Raw genomic sequence first — 21098 nt, 5'->3', positions numbered from 1 at the left:
ACCCGCTAGTTGATCAACAACCCTCCCGTTGCTCACCGGCGAGGCGTAAGGTTCCGGTGCCGGGCGGTCGTATGAACACCCGTGCAGCCAGCACGTGTGACGCATCGTCGCTCGAATTGATGTTGGGTGCGCTCGGGGCGTATGCGGCGCCGCCGGGATGATGAATACTCGGAACGCGACACCCACGCGCCGATCGCCGGAGGAGTCGGTAGTTGAGCGACACGCCGTCACGCGAGGCAGACCAGGCCCGCACAGCACCCGACGCAGCGGTGGCTGACGCGTTCGCGCCGAGGCCCGTCACCGCGCCGGCGCCGGACGCCGCTTCGGGGATCCCGCACCCTGCCGGTGAGGCGCCCGTTGGTTCCGCGGTGTCCGCCCAGTGGGGACACGACGAACTCGGGACGATCTACGACTACATACGGATCGCCGCGTTCTCGCTCGACGAGGACGGCCTGATCAGCCAGTGGAGCTCCCGGGCCGAGCAGTTCTTCGGCCTCTCGGCCGAGGACGCCATCGGCTGCGACCCGGTGACCACCTTCGCCCCGCGCGAGCAGTGGCGGCAGGGGCGCGAGCGGATGACGGAGGTCCTGGCCGGCAAGGAGTGGGTCGGCACCGCGCCCTACCGCGACAGTGACGGCGAGGAGCGTCTCGCCGAGCTCTACCTGATGCCTTCCCAGGGCGCCGACGGCCGGTCCGGTGTCGTCTGCATGGCCGTCGACCTGCGCAAGCTGCGAACCCTGGAGACCGAGATCGCCGCCTCGGAGGCGATCTTCGGCCAGGCCCCGACCGGCTTCGTCCTCTTCGACCAGGACGGCCGGGTCCAGCGCGTCAACGACAGCTTCGCCGCCGCACTCGGCGTGGACCCGGGGACGCTCGCCGGCATGACGGTCCAGGAGCTGATGCCCGCCAAGGACGCCGCCCGGATCGCCCGCGCCCTGACCGAGGTGCTGCGGACCGGCGACCCGGTGGTCGACCTCAGCTTCACCGGCGAACTGCCGAGCCGTCCCGGCCGCCGTCGCTGGTCCATCTCGCTCTACCGGCTGCTCAGCGCCGCCGACCGGCCGATGGGCGTGGCCGGTCAGATCGTCGACGTCACCGGCCGAGCCAGGGCCGAGCGCGAGGCGGCCAGCGCCCGGCGCAGCCTCGCCCTGCTCAACGAGGCCAGCGCCCACATCGGTTCGACCCTGGACCTGGAGATCACCGCTCGCGAACTGCTCGACATCGCTGTCCCCGCCTTCTGCGACGTCGCCACCGTCGACCTCTACAACGGTGTGCTGACCGCCGACGCCGAGGGCCGTCGGGTGGACGACGGAGACGGTACCGGCGACCTGCGCCGGGTCGCCTCCGCCAGCACCGTCCACCACGAGGCCGCGGTCACGCCCGCGCCGGAGGTCGGCGGAACGTTCTGCTACCCGCCGCGCTCGCCGTACGCCAAGGCGCTGCGCACCGGTCGGAGCCTCACCCTCTCCGGTCCGGGCAACCCGGACCCCAACCCGCTGATCCACAGCGCCATCGTGATCCCGATCGTCGCCCGCGAGAAGGTCCTCGGCCTGGTCCAGCTCTCCCGGGCCAAGGGCAGCGAGACCTTCGACACCCGTGACGTGGCGATCGCGACCGAGCTGGTCGCCCGCGCCGCCGTCTGCATCGACAACGCCCGGCTCTACCGCCGCGAGCACGAGCGCGCGCTGATCCTGCAGCGGTCGCTGCTGCCGCCCGGCAACCCGGCCGCGTCCGGTCTGGAGATCGCCTGCCGCTACCGCCCCGCGGGCAGCGGCACGCAGGTCGGCGGCGACTGGTTCGACGTCATCCCGCTGCCCGGCAACCGCACCGCGCTGGTCGTCGGCGACGTGATGGGCCGTGGCCTGCGCGCGGCCGTCGCGATGGGCCAACTCCGCACGGCGGTAAGAACCCTGGCCATGCTGGACCTCGACCCGGCCGAGGTGCTCACCCAGCTCGACGAGATCGCCCGCGGCCTGAGCGCCGACCCGGACTCCGACGACGGCGAGTCCGCCGAGCTCTACCTCGCCACCTGCGTCTACGCGGTCTACGACGCGGTCACCATGCGCTGCACCATCGCCAACGCGGGTCACCTCCCCCCGGTCGTGGTCGACCCCACGGCGGGCGGCCCGACCCCGGCGCTGATGCTGGACGTCCCCGAGGGCGTCCCGCTCGGCGTGGGCGGCGAGCCGTTCGAGGAGGTCGTCGTCGAACTCCCGGACGGCGCGCTGATCGGCCTCTACACGGACGGCCTGGTCGAGTCCCGCAAGCACCACCTGGAGGAGGGCCTCACCGCCCTCCGCACCGCGCTCGGCAGCGCGGACCGCCCGCTGGAGGAACTCTGCGACCAGCTCCTGACGGAGCTCGACCCCCACTACGGCGAGGACGACATCGCCCTGCTGATGGCACGGGTCTTCGCGCTGCCGGGCAACTCGGTGGGCGACTGGGTCCTGCCCTCGGAGCCGACGTCGGTGGCCCGCGCCCGCGAACTCGCCTGCGGCTGGCTGCTCGAGTGCGGCCTGGACGACTTGGTCGACACGGTCGAACTGCTGGTCAGCGAGCTGGCGACGAACGCGCTGCGGCACGGCCGCGGGGACATCCGGCTCCGCCTGCTGCGGGACTCCGTCCTGGTCTGCGAGGTCTGGGACAACGGCTACGCGCAACCGCGGCAGCGGCGGGCTCGCGACACGGACGAGGGCGGGCGCGGGCTGCAGCTGGTCAGCCTGCTCGCCGACCGGTGGGGGAGCAGGAGGACTCCCAACGGCAAGGCGGTCTGGTTCGAACTCGCGGTGCCGTCCTAGTGCTTGGGGTGCTCGGCGAAGTTACAGCCTGTGCAAGCGGGAAGTTGCACCACTCAGGGGCGCAGTTCCCCGCGCCCCTGAGTGGTGCAACTTCCGCTTGCTTCTGTGTTCCCCGCTACTTCCTTCGGGAGATCTTCGACCCCAGCCAGACCAGCGGGTCGTACTTCCGGTCAACCGCCCGTTCCTTCAAGGGAATCAGCGCGTTGTCCGTGATCTTGATGCCCTCCGGGCAGACCTCCGTGCAGCACTTGGTGATGTTGCAGTAGCCCAGCCCGTGCTCCTCCTGGGCCGTGGCCTTCCGGTCGAGGCCGGACTCCGACGCCGCGTCCAGCGGGTGCATGTCCAGCTCCGCGACCCGCATCAGAAAGCGCGGCCCCGCGAAGGCGGGCTTGTTCTCCTCGTGGTCGCGGACCACGTGGCAGGTGTTCTGGCAGAGGAAGCACTCGATGCACTTCCGGAACTCCTGCGAGCGGTTCACATCCTCCTGCTGCATCCGGTACTCGCCCGGACCGACCCCCTGCGGTGGGACGAACGACGGGATCTCGCGTGCCTTCTGGTAGTTGAAGCCCACGTCCGTCACCAGGTCCCGCAGCACCGGGAAGGTGCGCATCGGGGTGATGGTGACCGTCTCGTCCGCCGGGAGGGTGGACATCCGGGTCATGCACATCAGCCGTGGGCGGCCGTTGATCTCCGCGCTGCAGGAGCCGCACTTGCCGGCCTTGCAGTTCCAGCGGACCGCGAGGTCCGGAGCCTGGGTGGCCTGGATGCGGTGGACCACGTCGAGGACGACCTCGCCGTCGTTGACCTCGACGGCGAAGTCCGTCAGCTCGCCGCCCTCGGCGTCGCCGCGCCAGACACGGAACTTGGCCTCGTAGCTCACTGTTCCGCTCCGTTCTCGGTCTTCTTCTCGGTCTCCGCGCGCTGTGGCGGCAGCCCCGTGGCCGGCATCTCGTCCTCGGTCAGGTACTTCTTCAGCTCGTCGGCGGCGAACAGCGCCAGCAGGTCCTCGCGGATCGGCGGGTTCGCCTTGCGCTGCACGGTGATCGCACCGTCCGGGCCGGGCTTCTCGGCCAGTGAGCAGATCAGGTTGACGCGCCGCCAGTCGGCGTCCATCTCGGGGTGGTCCTCGCGGGTGTGGCCGCCCCGGCTCTCCGTGCGCTCCAGCGCCGCGCGCGCGACGCACTCGCTGACCAGGAGCATGTTGCGGAGGTCGAGCGAGAGGTGCCAGCCGGGGTTGAACTGCCGGTGGCCCTCGACCCCGGCGTTCTCGGCGCGCTCCCGCAGCCCGGAGAGCCGGTGCAGCGCCTCGGCCATCTCACCCTCTCGCCGGATGATGCCGACCAGGTCGTTCATCGACTGCTGCAGCTCCTGGTGGAGCGCGTACGGGTTCTCCGCACCGTCGGTGCCGTTGCCCTCGAAGGGCGCCAGCGCCTCGGCCGCCGCCGCGTCGATCTGCTCCTGGTCCACCACCGGACGGTTCGCCGTGTGCTCCTCGGCGAACTCGGCCGCGTGCAGACCGGCCCGGCGGCCGAAGACCAGCAGGTCGGACAGGGAGTTGCCGCCCAGGCGGTTGGAGCCGTGCATCCCGCCCGCAACCTCACCGGCCGCGTAGAGGCCGGGTACGGACGAGGACGCGGTGTCCGGGTCGACCTCGACGCCGCCCATGACGTAGTGGCAGGTCGGACCGACCTCCATCGGCTCGGCGGTGATGTCGACGTCGGCCAGCTCCTTGAACTGGTGGTGCATCGACGGCAGCCGCCGCTTGATCTCCTCCGCGGGCAGCCGGGTGGAGACGTCCAGGAAGACGCCGCCGTGCGGGGTGCCGCGACCGGCCTTGACCTCGCTGTTGATGGCGCGGGCCACCTCGTCGCGCGGCAGCAGCTCCGGGGGACGGCGGTTGTTGGCCTGGTCCTGGTACCAGCGGTCGCCCTCCTCCTCCGTCTCCGCGTACTTCTCCCGGAAGACGTCGGGGATGTAGTCGAACATGAACCGCTTGCCGTCGCTGTTGCGCAGCACGCCGCCGTCGCCGCGGACCGACTCGGTGACCAGGATGCCCTTCACGGACGGCGGCCAGACCATACCGGTGGGGTGGAACTGGACGAACTCCATGTTGAGCAGAGTCGCCCCGGCCAGCAGCGCCAGCGCGTGGCCGTCGCCGGTGTACTCCCAGGAGTTGGAGGTCACCTTGAACGACTTGCCGATACCGCCGGTCGCCAGCACCACCGCGGGCGCCTCGATGACGAAGAAGCGGCCCGACTCGCGCTGGTAGCCGAAGACGCCGCTGACCCGCTCCCCGTCCTTGAGGCTGCGCTCCTTCAGGATGCGGGTGATGGTGTGCTCCTGGAAGACCTTGATCTTCGACTCGTAGTCGCCGGTCTCCTTGAAGTCCTCCTGCTGCAGGCTGACGATCTTCTGCTGCAGGGTGCGGATCAGCTCCAGGCCGGTCCGGTCGCCGACGTGCGCCAGGCGCGGGTACTCGTGGCCGCCGAAGTTGCGCTGCGAGATCCGGCCGTCCTTGGTGCGGTCGAAGAGCGCGCCCCAGGTCTCCAGCTCCCAGACCCGCTCGGGCGCCTCCTTGGCGTGCAGCTCGGCCATCCGCCAGTGGTTGAGGAACTTGCCGCCGCGCATCGTGTCGCGGAAGTGGACCTGCCAGTTGTCCTGGTCGTTGACGTTGCCCATGCTGGCGGCGATGCCGCCCTCGGCCATCACCGTGTGGGCCTTGCCGAACAGCGACTTGCAGATGATCGCCGTCCGCTTGCCCTGGGCGCGGGCCTCGATGGCCGCCCGCAGCCCTGCGCCGCCGGCGCCCACCACCACCACGTCGTAGACGTGGCGCTCCACCTCGGTCATTGCGTAAGTCCTTCGGAGGTCTTCGGGATCTCAGTCTTCGGGATCTCGGTCAGAAGAAGCGGGGATCGGTGAACGCGCCGCTGGCCAGCAGGTACACGTACAGGTCCGCGACGCCCACGCTGATCAGCGAGGCCCAGGCGAGCTGCATGTGACGGGCGTTCAGCTTGCCGACCCAGGTCCACAGCCGGTAGCGCACGGGGTGCTTGGAGAAGTGCCGCAGGCGTCCGCCGACGATGTGCCGGCAGGAGTGGCAGGAGGCCGTGTACGCCCAGATCAGCACGATGTTGGCGAGCAGCACCAGCGTGCCGAGGCCCATGTGGCCCCAGTGCCCCTGGGCGTCACGGAACCCGAGCACCGCGTCGTAGGTCAGGATCCCGGCGACCACGATCGCGAAGTAGAAGAAGTAGCGGTGGATGTTCTGCAGGATCAGCGGGAACTTCGTCTCACCGCTGTACTTCGCGTGCGGCTCGGCCACCGCGCAGGCCGGCGGCGAGTTCCAGAACGAGCGGTAGTAGGCCTTGCGGTAGTAGTAGCAGGTGAGCCGGAAGCCCAGCGGGAAGATCAGCACGATCAGCGCCGGCGACAGCCGCCACCAGCTCCCGAACAGCGCCCAGTCCGCGCCGCCGTTCATGGCCGGGCAGTTGGCGGCCAGGCAGGGGGAGTAGAACGGCGAGACGTAGGGAGCGGCGTAGGCGGTGTGCACGCCGAAGAACGCCCGCCAGGTCGAGTAGCCGATGAACGCCAGCAGACCCAGGGCCGTCGCCAGCTGCGGAACCCACCAGCGGTCGATCCGCAGATGCCGTTGCTCGATCGTCGCGCGCCCAGGGGAGTGGACCCCCCGGCCGGCTTTATCGGCGGCCTCGGGGGGCCTGATCTCCGTGGTCACTGCTCTTCTACGTCCTCTCCTGGGCGGCGGCTGCCTGACGGCAGGCTGCGGTGGGGCTCCGGTGCCGGGGTGGCGTCGGCCGGGCCGGTCGGCCGGGGTCAGCGGCGGTGGCCGCCGATGCCTTCGTCCTCCGCGTCCCACCACATGGCCGGGTCGTACGGGGTGTCGGAGACCTCGACCGGACGGAGCTCCTGCCTGCTCGGGCACGGCGACGGGAGGCAGGCGCGCAGCTGCGCCAGTGCCTGCCGGGTCGCGTCCACGGCGCGGTCCAGTTCGTCCAGGCGCCGGTGCGCCTCCGTGAGCGCGACCGGTCCGGTGGCGCCTGCGCTGTCGGTTCCGGTGGTGCCAGTGGTTCCGGTCGTGCCGGTGATGTCCGAGGGCATGCCTGTGCTCCCTCCGCGCGATGGAAGATCGATTCCTGATGTCGTGTCAGGAATGCGCGCAAGCGAGTGTGGCCCTCATCACCGTCGGTTGGAAAGGCCTGGTTCACGATTGGCGGATTAGGTGATCCGGCTGCGCGCCCCCGGGCGGCGCAATCCGCTGCCCCGATCGAGTGGCTCGCGCGGTGTTTTCCGACGTGTCGTCAGTCATCGTGGGGCCAACGGCTCTTGAGTGGGGCCGTGGTGTACCGCAATCGGCTCTTCCCCGCTTCCTCCGTGCCGCACCGCGAGACCGTCGCCGCCGTCCTGGCCGCGGCCGTCGCTGTCGCGGTGGCGGCCTGCTCAGGCGGCGCGCAGTCCGTCCGCGCCGACGACCTGATCCGTGCCGACCGCGCCTCCGTCAGCGACGGCGGCTCCCTGCGCTGGGCGGTGGACGCCGTCCCGTCCACTCTCAACGTGTTCCAGTCCGACGCGAACGCCACCAGCCAACTGGTCGCGAGCGCGGTCCTGCCGACCCTGTTCACGGTCGACGCGCAGGGGAAGGCGAACACCGACCCCGACTACCTGGTCTCGGCCGACCAGACCGTCACCTCGCCGCAGACCGTCGTCTACCGGCTCAACCCCAAGGCGGTCTGGAGTGACGGCAAGCACCTCGGCCTCGCCGACTTCGTCGGCCAGTGGCAGGCGCTGAGCGGACGCGACCCCGCGTTCGCGGCGGCCGGGACCGCCCGCACCGACGGCTACGACAGCATCGCCTCGGTCACCGCGGGCGGAGCGCCGGACTCGGTCAAGGTCGTCTTCGCCAAGCCCTACGCGCCCTGGCGGAGCCTGTTCACCCCTCTCTACCCGGCCGCGGCGACGGCCACCCCGCAGAGCTTCAGCCAGAGCCAGCGCACCGCGCTCACCGCCGACGCGGGCCCGTTCACCTTCAAGAACGAGAACACGCAGGCTCTCACCGTCGTCCGCAACCCGCACTGGTGGGGCGACCGGGCCAAGCTCGACGCCGTCGCCTTCACCGTCGTCGCCCCGGACACCGCCGCGTCCGCACTCGCCGCGCACCGGGTCGACATCGCCGACCTCAGTCAGGCCGCCGACGACACCGGCTACTCGCCCGAGGCGACCTCCGGCACCCAGATCCTCCGCGCCGCCGGTCCCGACGACCTCCAGCTCGCCTTCAACGGAGCCAACGGACTGCTCGCCGACCCCGACGTGCGCCGCGCCGTCGCGGACGCGATCGACCGGCAGGCGATCGCGAACGCGGTCCTCAAGCCGCTGCGGCTGCCCGCCGTCCCGCTCGGCAATCACCTGCTCCTCGCCGACCAGCCCGGCTACCAGGACGACGCCGCGGCGCTCGGAGCGGGCGCGGACGCGGCGACGAAGCTGCTGGACGCGGCGGGCTGGAAGCTGGCCCCCCACGGTGACGCGGCCAACGCCGCGGCGTCGCCCGTCCGGGCCAAGGACACCCGCACGCTGAGCCTGACCCTGCTCACCCGCGCCGGTTCGGCCCGGGATGCGACGATCGCCCGGCTGCTTGCGTCCCAGCTGGGACAGATCGGGATCACCCTGACCACGAAGCCCGTTCCGGCGTCGGCCTTCTTTACCCAGCACGTCGCCTCCGGAGACTTCGACCTGGCCCTGGTGACCTGGCCGGCCTCCCGCTTCCCGATCGCGGACGAGTCCGCGCTCTACGAGAAGCCCCAGGTCAACCCGGACGGCTCGCTCAACGTGGGCCAGAACCTGTCCGGCACGGGCACCGACGAGATCGACGGCCTACTGAGTAAGGCGGTGGCCAGCACGGACACGGCGGACGCCACCCGGCTGGCCAACGAGGCGGACATCCGCATCTGGCAGGCGGCGCCGTCCGTCCCCCTCTTCCAGACCCCGGAACTGGTCGGCACCCGTCTCAACCTCGTCAACATCGGTGCGTTCGGCCTTGCCAGCCCGAGGTGGCAGGACATCGGCTACCAGGGGCAGCCGCACTAGCCTTCGGCACGGACGCTCATTTTTCGGCAGACGGGCAAGCTCCACCATCAGGGGCGCGGGGAACTGCGCGAGAGGCCACTGACATGCGGATGGCCCTGCGCGTTCGGGGTTCTACCCGCGTGGGTGGCCTGTCGCGCAGTTCCCCGCGCCCCTGGGTTGTGCAATTTCCGCTGCGCTCGACCGTGCAGCGAGAGGGCTCTTCATCGGGCGTTCGCCAGCCAGCGCGCGAGCGTCAGCGCGCAACCACGTACCATAGGACAAAGCCGTGGCATGTTCAGATGCCCGGTGGGTGGACCGGCGGCACGGAGCGTGCTCGGCGGGTGCCACGCCCAGTCGATTCGGGAGAACTGTACTCCGTATGCCCACGCGCAATGACATCCGGAACGTCGCCATCGTCGCGCACGTCGACCACGGCAAGACCACGCTGGTCGACGCGATGCTGAAGCAGGCCGGCGCCTTCGCCGCCCACCAGCATCTGGACGACCGCATGATGGACTCCAACGACCTGGAGCGCGAGAAGGGCATCACCATTCTCGCGAAGAACACCGCGGTCAAGTACCACCCCAAGGGTGGTGGCGACCCGATCACGATCAACATCATCGACACCCCCGGCCACGCCGACTTCGGTGGCGAGGTGGAGCGCGGTCTGTCGATGGTCGACGCGGTCGTGCTCCTCGTGGACGCCTCCGAGGGCCCCCTGCCGCAGACCCGCTTCGTGCTGCGCAAGGCGCTGCAGGCCAAGCTGCCGGTCATCCTCTGCATCAACAAGACCGACCGTCCGGACTCCCGGATCGACGAGGTCGTCAACGAGGCCTACGACCTCTTCCTCGACCTGGACGCGGACGAGGAGCAGATCGAGTTCCCGATCGTCTACGCCTGCGCGCGTGACGGCATCGCCTCGCTGACCAAGCCGGAGGACGGCACCGTCCCGGCCGACAGCGACAGCCTGGAGCCGTTCTTCTCCACCATTCTGGAGTCCGTCCCGGCCCCGACCTACGACGAGGACGCGCCGCTCCAGGCCCACGTCACCAACCTGGACGCCGACAACTTCCTCGGCCGTATCGCTCTGCTCCGCGTCGAGCAGGGCTACCTGAAGAAGGGCCAGACCGTCGCGTGGATCAAGCGCGACGGCACGATCCAGAACGTCCGCATCAGCGAGCTGCTGATGACCGAGGCGCTCACCCGCAAGCCGGCCGAGCAGGCCGGTCCGGGCGACATCTGCGCCGTCTCCGGCATCGGCGACATCATGATCGGCGAGACCCTGGCCGACCCGGAGAACCCGATCGCGCTGCCGCTGATCACGGTCGACGAGCCGGCCATCTCGATGACCATCGGTACCAACACCTCGCCGCTGGTCGGCAAGGGCGGCACCGGCAAGGGCGCGGACGCCAAGTCCGCGGCCAAGGTGGACCGCAAGGTCACCGCCCGTCAGGTCAAGGACCGCCTGGACCGCGAGCTGATCGGTAACGTCTCGCTCCGCGTCCTGGAGACCGAGCGTCCGGACGCCTGGGAGGTGCAGGGTCGTGGCGAGCTGGCGCTGGCCATCCTCATCGAGACCATGCGTCGCGAGGGCTTCGAGCTGACCGTCGGCAAGCCGCAGGTCGTCACCCGCGAGGTCAACGGCAAGACCCACGAGCCGGTCGAGCGCCTGACGGTCGACGTGCCCGAGGAGCACATGGGCGCCGTCACCCAGCTCATGGGCGTCCGCAAGGGCCGGATGGACAACATGTCGAACCACGGCTCCGGCTGGGTCCGCATGGAGTTCGTCGTCCCGTCGCGTGGCCTGATCGGCTTCCGCACGGAGTTCCTCACCTCGACCCGCGGCACCGGTATCGCGCACTCGATCCACGAGGGCTACGAGCCCTGGTTCGGCGTGCTGACCACCCGTAACAACGGCTCCCTGGTCGCCGACCGCGCAGGTGCCGTCACCGCCTTCGCGATGACCAACCTGCAGGAGCGCGGCGTGCTCTTCACCGACCCCGGCACCGAGGTGTACGAGGGCATGATCGTCGGCGAGAACTCCCGCGCCGACGACATGGACGTGAACATCACCAAGGAGAAGAAGCTCACCAACATGCGGTCCTCGACCGCCGACGTGACCGAGTCGATCGTCCCGCCGCGCAAGCTCTCGCTGGAGCAGTCGCTGGAGTTCTGCCGCGAGGACGAGTGCATCGAGGTGACGCCGGAGTCGGTCCGCATCCGCAAGGTGATCCTGGACGCGCAGACCCGCGCCCGCACCCGCGGCCGCGCCGCCAAGGGCTGAGCCGTCGACAGTTGAGCCGCCAAGGCCCGAGCTGACAGCAGGACCGAGCCGCCGGAAGCACTGCTTCCGGCGGCTTTTCCGTGCCGTTCGGCTGTCACTCATTGTGATGACGGTCCGGCCGAGTGTCAGTGCCGGAGTGTACGAATATCGGTGTCAGTATTACTTCTGGCGGTGTTTCATGTCCGATTCGACAGCTGTTGCACCCACCTGGTGACGTCCAAGTTGCGAGACCCAGCTCACGGGCGTGTGATCAAACCGAAATGTCATTTGGTCATAACCATCGCCGACAGTGACGGATAGTAGAGACCACGACGCTCGGGTCACCCAGGCGGCGGCCGAACCCGGCCGCCGACTCGCGAGCTCAGGCAGCGCTGCCCAGGGGTGGGCGGCTGCTGCCACGAACGACGGCAACCAGCACGTCGCACGTCTGAGGAGGCACGTCCATGCGTGGAGCCACGCAAGCGAAGTTCGCCGCCGGGGCCATCGCCATCGCCCTGGCTGCCACGGCATGCAGCAGCAGCTCCGGCAGCTCCAGCGGGTCCAGCTCCGGCAGCAACGCCAGCGGCGTCGTGTCTGCGTGGTGGGGTGACCCCCAGAACCCGCTCGTCCCGACCGACACCAACGAGGTGAACGGCGGAGCGGTCCTGAACATGATCTTCGAGGGCCTGCAGCACTACAACCCGACCACGGGTGCCGCTGAGCTGGCCAACGCCCAGTCGATCACGACCACCGACCAGCAGCACTTCACCATCACGCTGAAGTCGGGCTGGAAGTTCAGCGACGGCACCCCGGTGACCGCCAGCTCCTACGTGGACGCCTGGAACTGGGGCGCGTACCTGCCGCACGCGCAGAACAACACCGACCCGTTCTTCACCTCCATCCAGGGCTACAGCGCCGTCCACCCGGCCACCGGCAGCCCGACCGCGACGACCATGTCCGGTCTGAAGGTCGTCAACGACACCACCTTCACCGTCGCGCTGACCCAGAAGTTCTCGCTGTGGCCGGACACCCTCGGCTACTCGGCCTTCTACCCGCTGCCGCAGTCGTTCTTCACGAACCCCACCGCGTGGGAGGCCAAGCCGGTCGGCAACGGCCCGTACGTCATCCAGTCCTGGACCAAGGGCACGGGCATGCAGTTGCGCCCGAACTCGCTCTACTCCGGCGCCTACAAGCCGAAGAACGGCGGCATCAACCTCAAGGTCTACACCGACCCGAACGCCGCCTACGCGGACCTGCAGGCGGGCAACCTGGACATCGACAACGGTCTGTCCAACACCGCACTGCAGACGGTCCAGTCCGACCTGAACGGCCGTTACCTCAACCAGCCGGCCGGCATCAACCAGACGATCTCCTTCCCGCTGAACCAGCCGCAGTGGAACACCGCAGGCGCCAAGCTGGTCCGTGAGGGCATCTCGATGGCCATCGACCGCCCGACCATCACCAAGGTGATCTTCCAGAACACCCGCACCCCGGCCACGGACTGGACCTCCCCGGTGCTCGGTGCCGCGGGCGGCTACAGCAGCACGCTCTGCGGTTCCGTCTGCACGTACAACCCGACCAAGGCCAAGCAGCTGATCCAGCAGGGCGGCGGCATCCCCGGCGGCCAGCTGACCATCAGCTACAACGCCGACGGCCCGCACAAGGAGTGGGTCGACGCGGTCTGCAACAGCATCAACAACGCGCTGGGCAACACCAACGCCTGTGTCGGCAAGCCGATCGGCACCTTCGCGGACTTCCGCAACCAGATCCAGAACAAGCAGATGACCTCCGCCTTCCGCACCGGCTGGCAGATGGACTACCCGCTGATTCAGGACTTCCTGCAGCCGCTCTTCTACACCAACGCGGCGTCGAACGACTCGCACTACAGCAACCCGCAGTTCGACAGCCTGGTCAACCAGGCCAACGCGGCCAGCAACAAGGCCACGGCCGTCTCGACCTTCCAGCAGGCCGAGAAGCTGCTGGTCACCGACCTGCCGTCGATCCCGCTGTGGTACCAGAACGGCACCGTCGGCTGGTCCTCGAACGTTTCGAACGTGATGCTCGACCCGTTCAGCGTCCCGGTCTACACGAACATCACCGTCAACAAGTAAGTCGTCGGTCCGCCGGCCGACCGCCGCGCGAGCCGGACGGCGGCCGGGAATCGACAGGATTCCCGGCCGCCGCCGCGACGAATCCCTGGAGGTTCCATGGGGCGCTACGTCATCCGACGACTGCTCCAGATGATCCCGGTGTTCATCGGGACAACGTTCATCATCTTCGCGATGGTGCACGCTCTCGGTGACCCGGTTGCCGCACTCTTCGGCGACAAGGCTCCCGACCCCGCCGTTGCCGCGCAGATCCGGCAGCAGCTCGGGCTCAACGATCCGCTCATCGTCCAGTACGGCCACTACATGAAGGGGATCTTCACCGGGGATCTCGGGACCACCTTCAGCGGTCAGGCCGTCACGGACCTGTTGAAGATCGCCTACCCGACCACCCTGAAGCTCGCCCTGGTGGCCTTCGTCTTCGAGGTGGTCATCGGCATCGGACTCGGCGTCATCAGCGGCATCCGCCGCGGCCACCTCGCCGACACCGGCGTGATGGTGATGACGCTGATCGTCATCTCGATCCCGACCTTCGTGATCGGTTACGTGCTGCAGTACCTGTTCGGAGTGAAGTGGGGCATCGCTGACGCGACCGTGCCGGAGGGTGCGCCCATCCAGTCACTGCTCCTACCGGGCTTCGTGCTCGCCTCGGTCTCCCTCGCCTACGTAGCCCGCCTGACCCGCACCACCATCGCGGAGAACAGCAAGGCCGACTACGTGCGCACGGCCGTCGCCAAGGGCCTGCCGCGCCGCCGGGTGGTCACCCACCACCTGCTGCGCAACTCGCTGATCCCGGTCATCACCTTCCTCGGCACCGACCTCGGCGCCCTGATGGGTGGCGCGCTGGTCACCGAGCGCATCTTCAACATCCACGGCGTGGGCTACTACCTGTACCAGGGCATCCTGCGTCAGAACACGCCGACCGTCGTCGGCTTCGTGACCGTCCTGGTGATCGTCTTCCTCCTCGCCAACCTGCTCGTCGACCTGCTCTACGCGGTCCTGGACCCGAGGATCCGTTATGCCTGACCACCAGCCGGACAAGCCGAACGGCGTCCCCGACGACGCGAACACCGAGCTGTCCAGTGCCTTCGCCCAGACCCCCACCCTGGGTGCCATGGAGGTGGAGGACATGCTCGAGAAGGAAGACCTCACCCACGCGCCGGAGCAGTCCAGCGAGTCGGTGGGCGTCACCGACCGCGAGGTGCCCCGCAGCCTGTGGCAGGACGCCTGGCGTGAGCTGCGACGCAACCCGATCTTCATCATCTCGGGCATCCTGATCATCTTCCTGGTCGTCGTCGCGATCTTCCCGGGTCTGTTCGACTCGACCAGCCCGCTCCAGTGCGACCTGTCGAAGTCCCAGCAGGGGCCGACCTCCGGACACCCCTTCGGCTTCGACACGCAGGGCTGCGACGTGTACGCGCGCACCATCTACGGCGCCCGCGCGTCCATCACCGTCGGCGTCTTCGCCACCCTCGGTACCGCGCTGCTCGGCACGCTCCTGGGCGGCCTGGCCGGCTTCTTCGGCGGCTGGCTGGACGCGGTCGTCTCCCGCATCGCGGACATCTTCTTCGGCATCCCGATCCTGCTCGGCGGCCTGGTCTTCCTCTCGGTCATCCCGAGCCGATCGGTCTGGATCGTTGTCGCGTTCATCGTGGTGCTGGGCTGGCCGCAGCTCGCGCGTATCGCCCGTGGCGCGGTGATCACCGCCCGGCAGCAGGACTACGTCACCGCGGCGCGGGCCCTCGGAGCGGGCAACGTGCGGCTGATGCTGCGTCACATCCTGCCGAACTCCCTGGCGCCGATCATCGTCGTGGCGACGATCGCCCTTGGCACGTACATCTCGTTGGAGGCGACGCTCTCCTACCTGGGTGTGGGTCTGAAGCCGCCGACCGTCTCGTGGGGCATCGACATCTCGGCCGCCGCGGACACCTTCCGCAACGCGCCGCACATGCTGCTCTTCCCGGCCGGTGCGCTCTGCATCACCATCCTGGCGTTCATCATGCTCGGCGACGCGGTCCGCGACGCTCTCGACCCCAAGCTGCGCTGAGAGAGGCGGAACCGTGAGTATTCATGCAACCGAAGTCACCGCCACCAGCGGGCGCGGCCGCACCGCAGACAGCGAGGACGCCCCGCTGCTCCAAGTGAAGAACCTCCAGGTGGAGTTCCGCACCCGCGACGGTCTCGCCAAGGCCGTCAACGGCGTGAACTACAGCGTCCGCGCCGGTGAGACCCTCGCCATCCTGGGCGAGTCGGGCTCCGGCAAGTCGGTCTCCTCGCAGGCCGTCATGGGCATCCTGGACAGCCCGCCCGGCTTCGTCACCGGCGGCGAGATCCTCTTCAAGGGCCAGGACCTGCTCAAGCTCTCGAAGGAGCAGCGCCGCAAGATCCGTGGCACCCAGATGGCCATGATCTTCCAGGACGCGCTCTCCTCGCTGAACCCGGTGCACACCGTGGGGACGCAGCTTGCCGAGATGTTCCGGGTCCACCGCGGCACCTCCAGGGGCGACGCCAAGAAGAAGGCCGTCGAGCTGATGGAGCGCGTCGGCATCCCCGCCGCCAGGGAGCGGGTCAACCAGTACCCGCACCAGTTCTCCGGGGGTATGCGCCAGCGCATCATGATCGCCATGGCGCTGGCCCTGGAGCCGGACCTGATCATCGCCGACGAGCCCACCACCGCCCTGGACGTCACCGTCCAGGCCCAGGTGATGGAGCTGCTCGCCGATCTCCAGCGCGAGTACAACATGGGCCTGATCCTGATCACCCACGACCTCGGCGTGGTCGCCGACGTCGCGGACAAGATCGCGGTCATGTACGCCGGGCGGATCGTCGAGACCGCCCCGGTGCACGAGCTCTACAAGCGCCCGGCCCACCCCTACACCCGCGGTCTGCTGGACTCGATCCCGCGCCTGGACCAGAAGGGCCAGGAGCTCTACGCGATCAAGGGCCTGCCGCCCAACCTGCTGCGCATCCCCTCCGGTTGTGCGTTCAACCCGCGCTGCCCGATGGCCCAGGAGATCTGCCGCTCGGAGATCCCGCCGCTGCACGCGGTGACCGAGGCCGACGGCACGCCGCTCGAGGGCCGTGGCAGCGCCTGCCACTTCTGGAAGGAGACCATCCATGGCTGAGGCGCAGGAGGCAGCCGAGGTCGCAGCCATCGAGGCCGTGCTGGACAAGCAGGTCGACCGGGGTGAGCCGCTTCTCCAGGTCCGCGACCTGGAGAAGCACTTCCCGCTGACCCAGGGCATCCTGATCAAGAAGCAGGTCGGCGCGGTCAAGGCCGTCGACGGCGTCTCCTTCGACCTGCACCAGGGCGAGACCCTGGGCATTGTCGGCGAGTCCGGCTGCGGCAAGTCGACGCTGGCCAAGGTGCTGATGAGCCTGGAGCCGGCCACCGGCGGCCAGGTGCTGTACAAGGGCGAGGACATCTCCAAGGTCTCCGGCCGGGCGCTCAAGGCGATCCGCCGGAACATCCAGATGGTCTTCCAGGACCCGTACACCTCGCTCAACCCGCGTATGACGGTCGGCGACATCATCGGCGAGCCCTTCGAGATCCACCCCGAGGTGGCTCCCAAGGGCGACCGCCGCAAGGCCGTCCAGGACCTGTTGGACGTCGTCGGCCTCAACCCGGAGTACATCAACCGGTACCCGCACCAGTTCTCCGGCGGTCAGCGCCAGCGCATCGGCATCGCGCGCGGCCTGGCGCTCAAGCCCGAGGTCATCATCTGTGACGAGCCCGTCTCGGCGCTGGACGTCTCGGTGCAGGCGCAGGTGATCAACCTGCTGGAGCAGCTGCAGCAGGAGTTCAACCTCTCCTACATGTTCATCGCCCACGACCTGTCGATCGTGCGTCACATCTCCGACCGCGTCGGCGTGATGTACCTCGGCAAGATGGTCGAGATCGGCACGGACGAGCAGATCTACGAGCACCCGACTCACCCGTACACCCAGGCGCTGCTCTCCGCCGTGCCGGTGCCCAACCCGGAGGGTCGCGAGGGCCGCGAGCGGATCATCCTGCAGGGCGACATCCCCTCCCCGGCCAACCCGCCGTCCGGCTGCCGCTTCCGCACGCGCTGCTTCAAGGCGCAGGAGAAGTGCGCGGTCGAGGTCCCGCTGCTGGCGATCCCCGAGGTCTTCCGCGGCAAGGACACCCCGGCGGCGCACGAGTCCGCGTGCCACTTCGCCGAGGACATCGACGTGGTCGGTACGGCGGGAGCGGAGTAACGTTCGGCGCTGAACACACGCGCGAGAAAGGGCCGCCCTTCGGGGCGGCCCTTTCACATGGCTCATGGGCGGGTTCGGCAGGTGAAACGTTCCGCCGTACGCGGCTACCGCTTGGTGACGGCGAAGAGGACGAAGCCGTAGCCGGTCCGGACGTCCGTTTCTGCTCGGAAAGCCGAGGGCCCGTCCGGTCGAGGTCGACCGGACGGGCCCTGTGCTACAGCTAGACCTGACGCAGCGTCACTCCGCCGTGCCGGCAGGCGTGGCGACGGTCACCGGAGTGTCCGAGACCGGCGTCTGCAGCGGGAAGTGGCAGGCGGCGGCGTGGCCGTCGCCGAAGAGGCGCATCGCCGGCTCCTCGACCGCGCAGCGGTCCTGGGCGAGGGGGCAGCGGGTGCGGAAGCGGCAGCCGGACGGCGGGGCGACCGGGCTGGGCAGCTCGCCCTTGATGCCGCCGCCGCGCTTGGCCCGCTCGACCTCCGGCACGGGGACCGGGATGGCCTCCAGCAGACCGGCGGTGTACGGGTGCGCCGCACGCTCGTAGATGTCCTGGCCGGAGCCGACCTCGACCATCTTGCCGAGGTACATCACGCCGATCCGGTCGGCGAGGTACTTGACCACCGCCAGGTCGTGCGAGATGACCACGTAGGACAGGTCGTGCGAGGCCTGCAGACGCTTCATCAGGTTGAGCACCTGGGCACGGATCGAGACGTCGAGCGCGGAGACCGGCTCGTCGGCGACGATCACCTTCGGGTGCAGCGCCAGAGCGCGGGCCAGGCCGATGCGCTGACGCTGACCGCCGGAGAACTCGTGCGGGAAACGCTCCAGCGCCGACTTGGGCAGACCGACCTCGTCCAGCAGCTCGCTGACCCGGGCCAGCTGCTCCTGCGCGCTGCCGATGCCCTGGATCTGCAGCGGCTCACGCAGGATCGCGCTGACGCGCATACGCGGGTCGAGCGAGGCGTACGGGTCCTGGAACATCATCTGCAGGTCGCGGCGGTGGCGGCGCAGCTCCTTGCCGCGCAGCGAGCCGACCTCGGTGCCGTCCAGGGTCACCTTGCCGGAGTTGGGCTTCTCCAGACCGACGATCATGCGGCCCAGCGTGGTCTTGCCACAGCCGGACTCGCCGACCAGACCGAAGGTCTCGCCGTAGCCGAGCGACAGCGAGACGCCGGAAACGGCGTGCACGACGGCCTTGTTGCGGCTGAACGCGCCCCCGCCGACCGGGAACTCCTTGACCAGGTCGACGACTTCGAGCAACGGACGCGAGGCCTTGGCCGCCGGAGCGGCCTTCGGCTCCTCGCGCGGTGTGGCGATGGTGGCGGCCACGGCCCCGGCCTCGGCGGCCTCGACCACGGCGGTGGCCTTGGCGACCACCGCGGCCTCCGCCTCCGACTCCGCCTCGGCGTCGGCCTCGGTCTTCGCCTCGTCCCTCGCGTCGCTCTTGGTCTCGGCCTCGTCGGCGGTCTCCGACGTCTCGGCCTCGGCCTCAGCGGTGGCGTCCGAGGCCTCGGCCTCGCCGTCCTCACCATTCTCGGCGGACTCGGCCGGCTCAGCGGACTCGGTGTCCGCGGCGGGCTCGGCCTCGTCGGTGGCCTTGGTCAGCTCGGTCTTCTCCGCCTTCTCCTCCGCCTCCGCGGCCACGGCCGCAGCCTCCTCCGCCGTGACCGGCGGCACGGCGAGGAGGTTCAGGTCGAGCGGGCCGGAGACCGGGTGGAAGCACGCGAAGACGTGGCCCTCCGGGCCCTTCAGCTCCGGGTCCTGGTCGCGGCACTGGTCGGTGACGTAGCGGCAGCGCGCGGCGAAGCGGCAGCCGGTCGGCGGGTTCGACAGGTCCGGCGGCAGGCCGGGCACGGTGAACAGCTTCTGCGTGTTGTCCTGGGCCAGGCGCGGGATGGAGGCCAGCAGACCCTGGGTGTAGGGGTGACGCATGCCGTCGAAGAGCTTGACCGTCTCGGTGCTCTCGACGATCCGGCCGGCGTACATGACGTTGATCCGGTCCGAGTGCCCGGCCACCACGCCCATGTCGTGGGTGACCAGGATGATCGCCATCCCCAGCCGCTCCTTGAGGTCGTTCAGGAGGGTCAGGATCTGGGCCTGGATGGTGACGTCGAGCGCGGTGGTCGGCTCGTCGGCGATCAGCACCTTGGGCTCGCACGCGAGCGCCATGGCGATCATCACGCGCTGACGCAGACCGCCGGAGAGCTGGTGCGGGTAGTCCTTCAGCCGCTCCTTGGGCTTGGGCAGACCGACCAGCCCGAGCACCTCGGCGGCGCGGTCCATCGCCTCGGCCTTGGTGACCTTGCGGTGCAGCAGCACCGGCTCGGCGACCTGGTAGCCGATCGTCTTGGTCGGGTCCAGGGAGCTCATCGGGTCCTGGAAGACCATGGCGATCTCGTTGCCGCGGATCTTGCGCAGCTCGCCGTCGGACAGGCCGACCAGCTCACGGCCGGCGAGCTGGACGGAGGAGTTGTTGACCAGACGACCGCCCGGGGGCAGCAGGCCCATCAGCGAGAGGCCGGTCATGGACTTGCCGCAGCCGGACTCGCCCACCAGGCCGAGGGTCTCCCCGGCCTCCAGGTGGAACGAGACGCCGTCCACGGCCTGCACGACGCCGCGGCTGATCTGGATGTGAGTGGTGAGGTCGTTGACCTCAAGGAGGTGAGCCATCGTGTTCCTCGATTTCGTCGCTGTCGTCTTTGCTGCGGCGGCGTCAGCGCTTGCGCAGGCGGACGTCGACGGCATCGCGAAGGCCGTCACCGATCAGGTTGAAGGCCATGACCACCAGCACCAGGGCGATGCCGACCGGGTAGACCTCCCACCAGTAACCGTTCAGCAGAGCGGTCTGGGCGTCGGAGATCTGCGAACCCCAGTCGGTGTTGGGGTACTGGATGCCGAAGCCGAGGAAGCCGAGGGCGGCCAGGGCGAGGATGGCGTCGGCGATCTGGAAGGTGATGTTGACGATCACCGTCCCCATCGCGTTGGGGATCAGGTGACGGAAGATCAGCCGGGTCCGGCTGCCACCCATGACGCGGGCCGCGGAGACGAAGTCGCGAACGCGGAGCGTGAGCGTCTCGCCGCGGACCAGACGGGCCGGGATCAGCCAGGAGAAGACACCGAGGATCAGGCTCAGGTTCCAGGTGTTGGAGCCGTAGCGGTGCGCGACGATCAGCACGACCAGCAGGAACGGGATGGCCAGCAGGATGTCGACGACACGCATCATCACCGCGTCGACGATGCCGCCGATCAGACCGGCCACGGCGCCCCACAGGGTGCCGATGACGGTGGCGATCAGGGCGGCCAGGAAGCCGATCTCGAGGGAGGTCTGACCGCCGAGCATCAGGCGGCCGAGGACGTCGAAGCCCCTGCTGTCGGTGCCGAGCGGCGCTCCGGAACCCGGGCCCTGGTCGGTGCTGAGCAGGTTGGTGTTGGTCTGGTCCGAGTGGTAGATCATCGGGCCCAGGAAGGCGAAAAGCACGAAGAAGATGAGGATCAGCATGCCGGCCACGGCCAGCTTGTTCTGCAGGAACTCACGCAGCGTCAGCTTCCAGCCGGACGCGGAGGGGGCGGCGCTGAGGTCGCCGGCATCGCTGGCACGCGGCTCAGCGGCGGGAGCGGTGGTCGTCTGAGTCATGT

The 21098-nt window shown here is 69.2% G+C and carries 14 protein-coding genes; 8 read left to right on the top strand and 6 right to left on the bottom strand.

The window, feature by feature from the left end:
• Positions 1 to 329 precede the first annotated feature (329 nt).
• Positions 330 to 2798, top strand: coding sequence for a SpoIIE family protein phosphatase (locus ABH928_RS02030; RefSeq protein ID WP_370061867.1), 2469 nt, complete (start codon positions 330 to 332; stop codon positions 2796 to 2798).
• 115 nt (positions 2799 to 2913) lie between these two features.
• On the opposite strand, the gene ABH928_RS02025 is transcribed toward ABH928_RS02030, so the two are convergent.
• The 4 genes from ABH928_RS02025 to ABH928_RS02010 form a co-directional block, all read right to left on the bottom strand.
• Positions 2914 to 3678, bottom strand: a complete 765-nt coding sequence (locus tag ABH928_RS02025; RefSeq protein WP_370061218.1) for a succinate dehydrogenase/fumarate reductase iron-sulfur subunit — start codon at positions 3676 to 3678, stop codon at positions 2914 to 2916.
• Positions 3675 to 5648, bottom strand: coding sequence for a fumarate reductase/succinate dehydrogenase flavoprotein subunit (locus ABH928_RS02020; protein ID WP_370061216.1), 1974 nt, complete (start codon positions 5646 to 5648; stop codon positions 3675 to 3677). The genes ABH928_RS02025 and ABH928_RS02020 overlap by 4 nt, the downstream gene beginning before the upstream one ends.
• 49 nt (positions 5649 to 5697) lie before the next feature.
• Positions 5698 to 6534, bottom strand: coding sequence for a hypothetical protein (locus ABH928_RS02015; RefSeq protein ID WP_370061214.1), 837 nt, complete (start codon positions 6532 to 6534; stop codon positions 5698 to 5700).
• Positions 6535 to 6632: 98 nt separating this feature from the next.
• Positions 6633 to 6917 (bottom strand): hypothetical protein, encoded by a 285-nt coding sequence (locus ABH928_RS02010; protein ID WP_370061212.1) that lies wholly within the window; start codon positions 6915 to 6917, stop codon positions 6633 to 6635.
• A gap of 237 nt (positions 6918 to 7154) precedes the next feature.
• On the opposite strand from ABH928_RS02010, the gene ABH928_RS02005 reads away from it, so the two are divergent.
• The 7 genes from ABH928_RS02005 to ABH928_RS01975 all read left to right on the top strand — a co-directional run bounded on the left by ABH928_RS02005 (position 7155) and on the right by ABH928_RS01975 (position 17465).
• Positions 7155 to 8897, top strand: a complete 1743-nt coding sequence (locus tag ABH928_RS02005; RefSeq protein ID WP_370061210.1) for an ABC transporter family substrate-binding protein — start codon at positions 7155 to 7157, stop codon at positions 8895 to 8897.
• 358 nt (positions 8898 to 9255) lie between these two features.
• A complete protein-coding gene (gene typA / locus ABH928_RS02000) occupies positions 9256 to 11160 on the top strand; it encodes a translational GTPase TypA (protein ID WP_370061208.1) in 1905 nt (634 codons plus the stop codon).
• A 443-nt stretch (positions 11161 to 11603) separates the two neighbouring features.
• Entirely contained in the window at positions 11604 to 13250 is a 1647-nt protein-coding gene (locus tag ABH928_RS01995) for an ABC transporter substrate-binding protein (protein WP_370061206.1), read from the top strand.
• Positions 13251 to 13346: 96 nt separating this feature from the next.
• Positions 13347 to 14270, top strand: coding sequence for an ABC transporter permease (locus tag ABH928_RS01990; protein ID WP_370061204.1), 924 nt, complete (start codon positions 13347 to 13349; stop codon positions 14268 to 14270).
• The gene (locus tag ABH928_RS01985; protein WP_370061202.1) at positions 14263 to 15291 is read left to right on the top strand and encodes an ABC transporter permease; all 1029 of its coding nucleotides are present in this window, start codon (positions 14263 to 14265) and stop codon (positions 15289 to 15291) included. The genes ABH928_RS01990 and ABH928_RS01985 overlap by 8 nt, the downstream gene beginning before the upstream one ends.
• A 19-nt stretch (positions 15292 to 15310) precedes the next feature.
• Entirely contained in the window at positions 15311 to 16369 is a 1059-nt protein-coding gene (locus ABH928_RS01980; RefSeq protein ID WP_370061865.1) for an ABC transporter ATP-binding protein, read from the top strand.
• A complete protein-coding gene (locus tag ABH928_RS01975) occupies positions 16362 to 17465 on the top strand; it encodes an ABC transporter ATP-binding protein (RefSeq protein ID WP_370061199.1) in 1104 nt (367 codons plus the stop codon). The genes ABH928_RS01980 and ABH928_RS01975 overlap by 8 nt, the downstream gene beginning before the upstream one ends.
• A gap of 237 nt (positions 17466 to 17702) precedes the next feature.
• Here the strand turns inward: ABH928_RS01975 and ABH928_RS01970 are convergent, their stop codons facing one another.
• Both ABH928_RS01970 and ABH928_RS01965 read right to left on the bottom strand, forming a co-directional pair.
• Complete coding sequence (locus tag ABH928_RS01970) at positions 17703 to 20207, bottom strand: dipeptide ABC transporter ATP-binding protein (protein ID WP_370061863.1); 2505 nt, start codon at positions 20205 to 20207, stop codon at positions 17703 to 17705.
• Positions 20176 to 21096 (bottom strand): ABC transporter permease, encoded by a 921-nt coding sequence (locus ABH928_RS01965; protein WP_370061197.1) that lies wholly within the window; start codon positions 21094 to 21096, stop codon positions 20176 to 20178. The genes ABH928_RS01970 and ABH928_RS01965 overlap by 32 nt, the downstream gene beginning before the upstream one ends.
• Positions 21097 to 21098 lie beyond the last annotated feature (2 nt).

The sequence above is a fragment of the Streptacidiphilus sp. MAP5-3 genome, assembly GCF_041262505.1.
Lineage (GTDB): Bacteria > Actinomycetota > Actinomycetes > Streptomycetales > Streptomycetaceae > Streptacidiphilus.
The sequence above is the reverse complement of the archived record's forward strand: the minus strand, read 5'-3'. Positions and strand labels throughout refer to the sequence as shown.

Excerpts from the sequence above, each read along its gene's own strand:
- ABH928_RS01990 (WP_370061204.1), top strand. The coding sequence starts at position 13,347 with ATGGGGCGCTACGTCATCCGACGACTGCTCCAGATGATCCCGGTGTTC.
- ABH928_RS01970 (WP_370061863.1), bottom strand. The coding sequence starts at position 20,207 with ATGCCGTCGACGTCCGCCTGCGCAAGCGCTGACGCCGCCGCAGCAAAG.
- ABH928_RS01965 (WP_370061197.1), bottom strand. The coding sequence starts at position 21,096 with ATGACTCAGACGACCACCGCTCCCGCCGCTGAGCCGCGTGCCAGCGAT.
- typA (WP_370061208.1), top strand. The coding sequence starts at position 9,256 with ATGCCCACGCGCAATGACATCCGGAACGTCGCCATCGTCGCGCACGTC.
- ABH928_RS01975 (WP_370061199.1), top strand. The coding sequence starts at position 16,362 with ATGGCTGAGGCGCAGGAGGCAGCCGAGGTCGCAGCCATCGAGGCCGTG.
- ABH928_RS01995 (WP_370061206.1), top strand. The coding sequence starts at position 11,604 with ATGCGTGGAGCCACGCAAGCGAAGTTCGCCGCCGGGGCCATCGCCATC.
- ABH928_RS01985 (WP_370061202.1), top strand. The coding sequence starts at position 14,263 with ATGCCTGACCACCAGCCGGACAAGCCGAACGGCGTCCCCGACGACGCG.
- ABH928_RS02020 (WP_370061216.1), bottom strand. The coding sequence starts at position 5,648 with ATGACCGAGGTGGAGCGCCACGTCTACGACGTGGTGGTGGTGGGCGCC.
- ABH928_RS02010 (WP_370061212.1), bottom strand. The coding sequence starts at position 6,917 with ATGCCCTCGGACATCACCGGCACGACCGGAACCACTGGCACCACCGGA.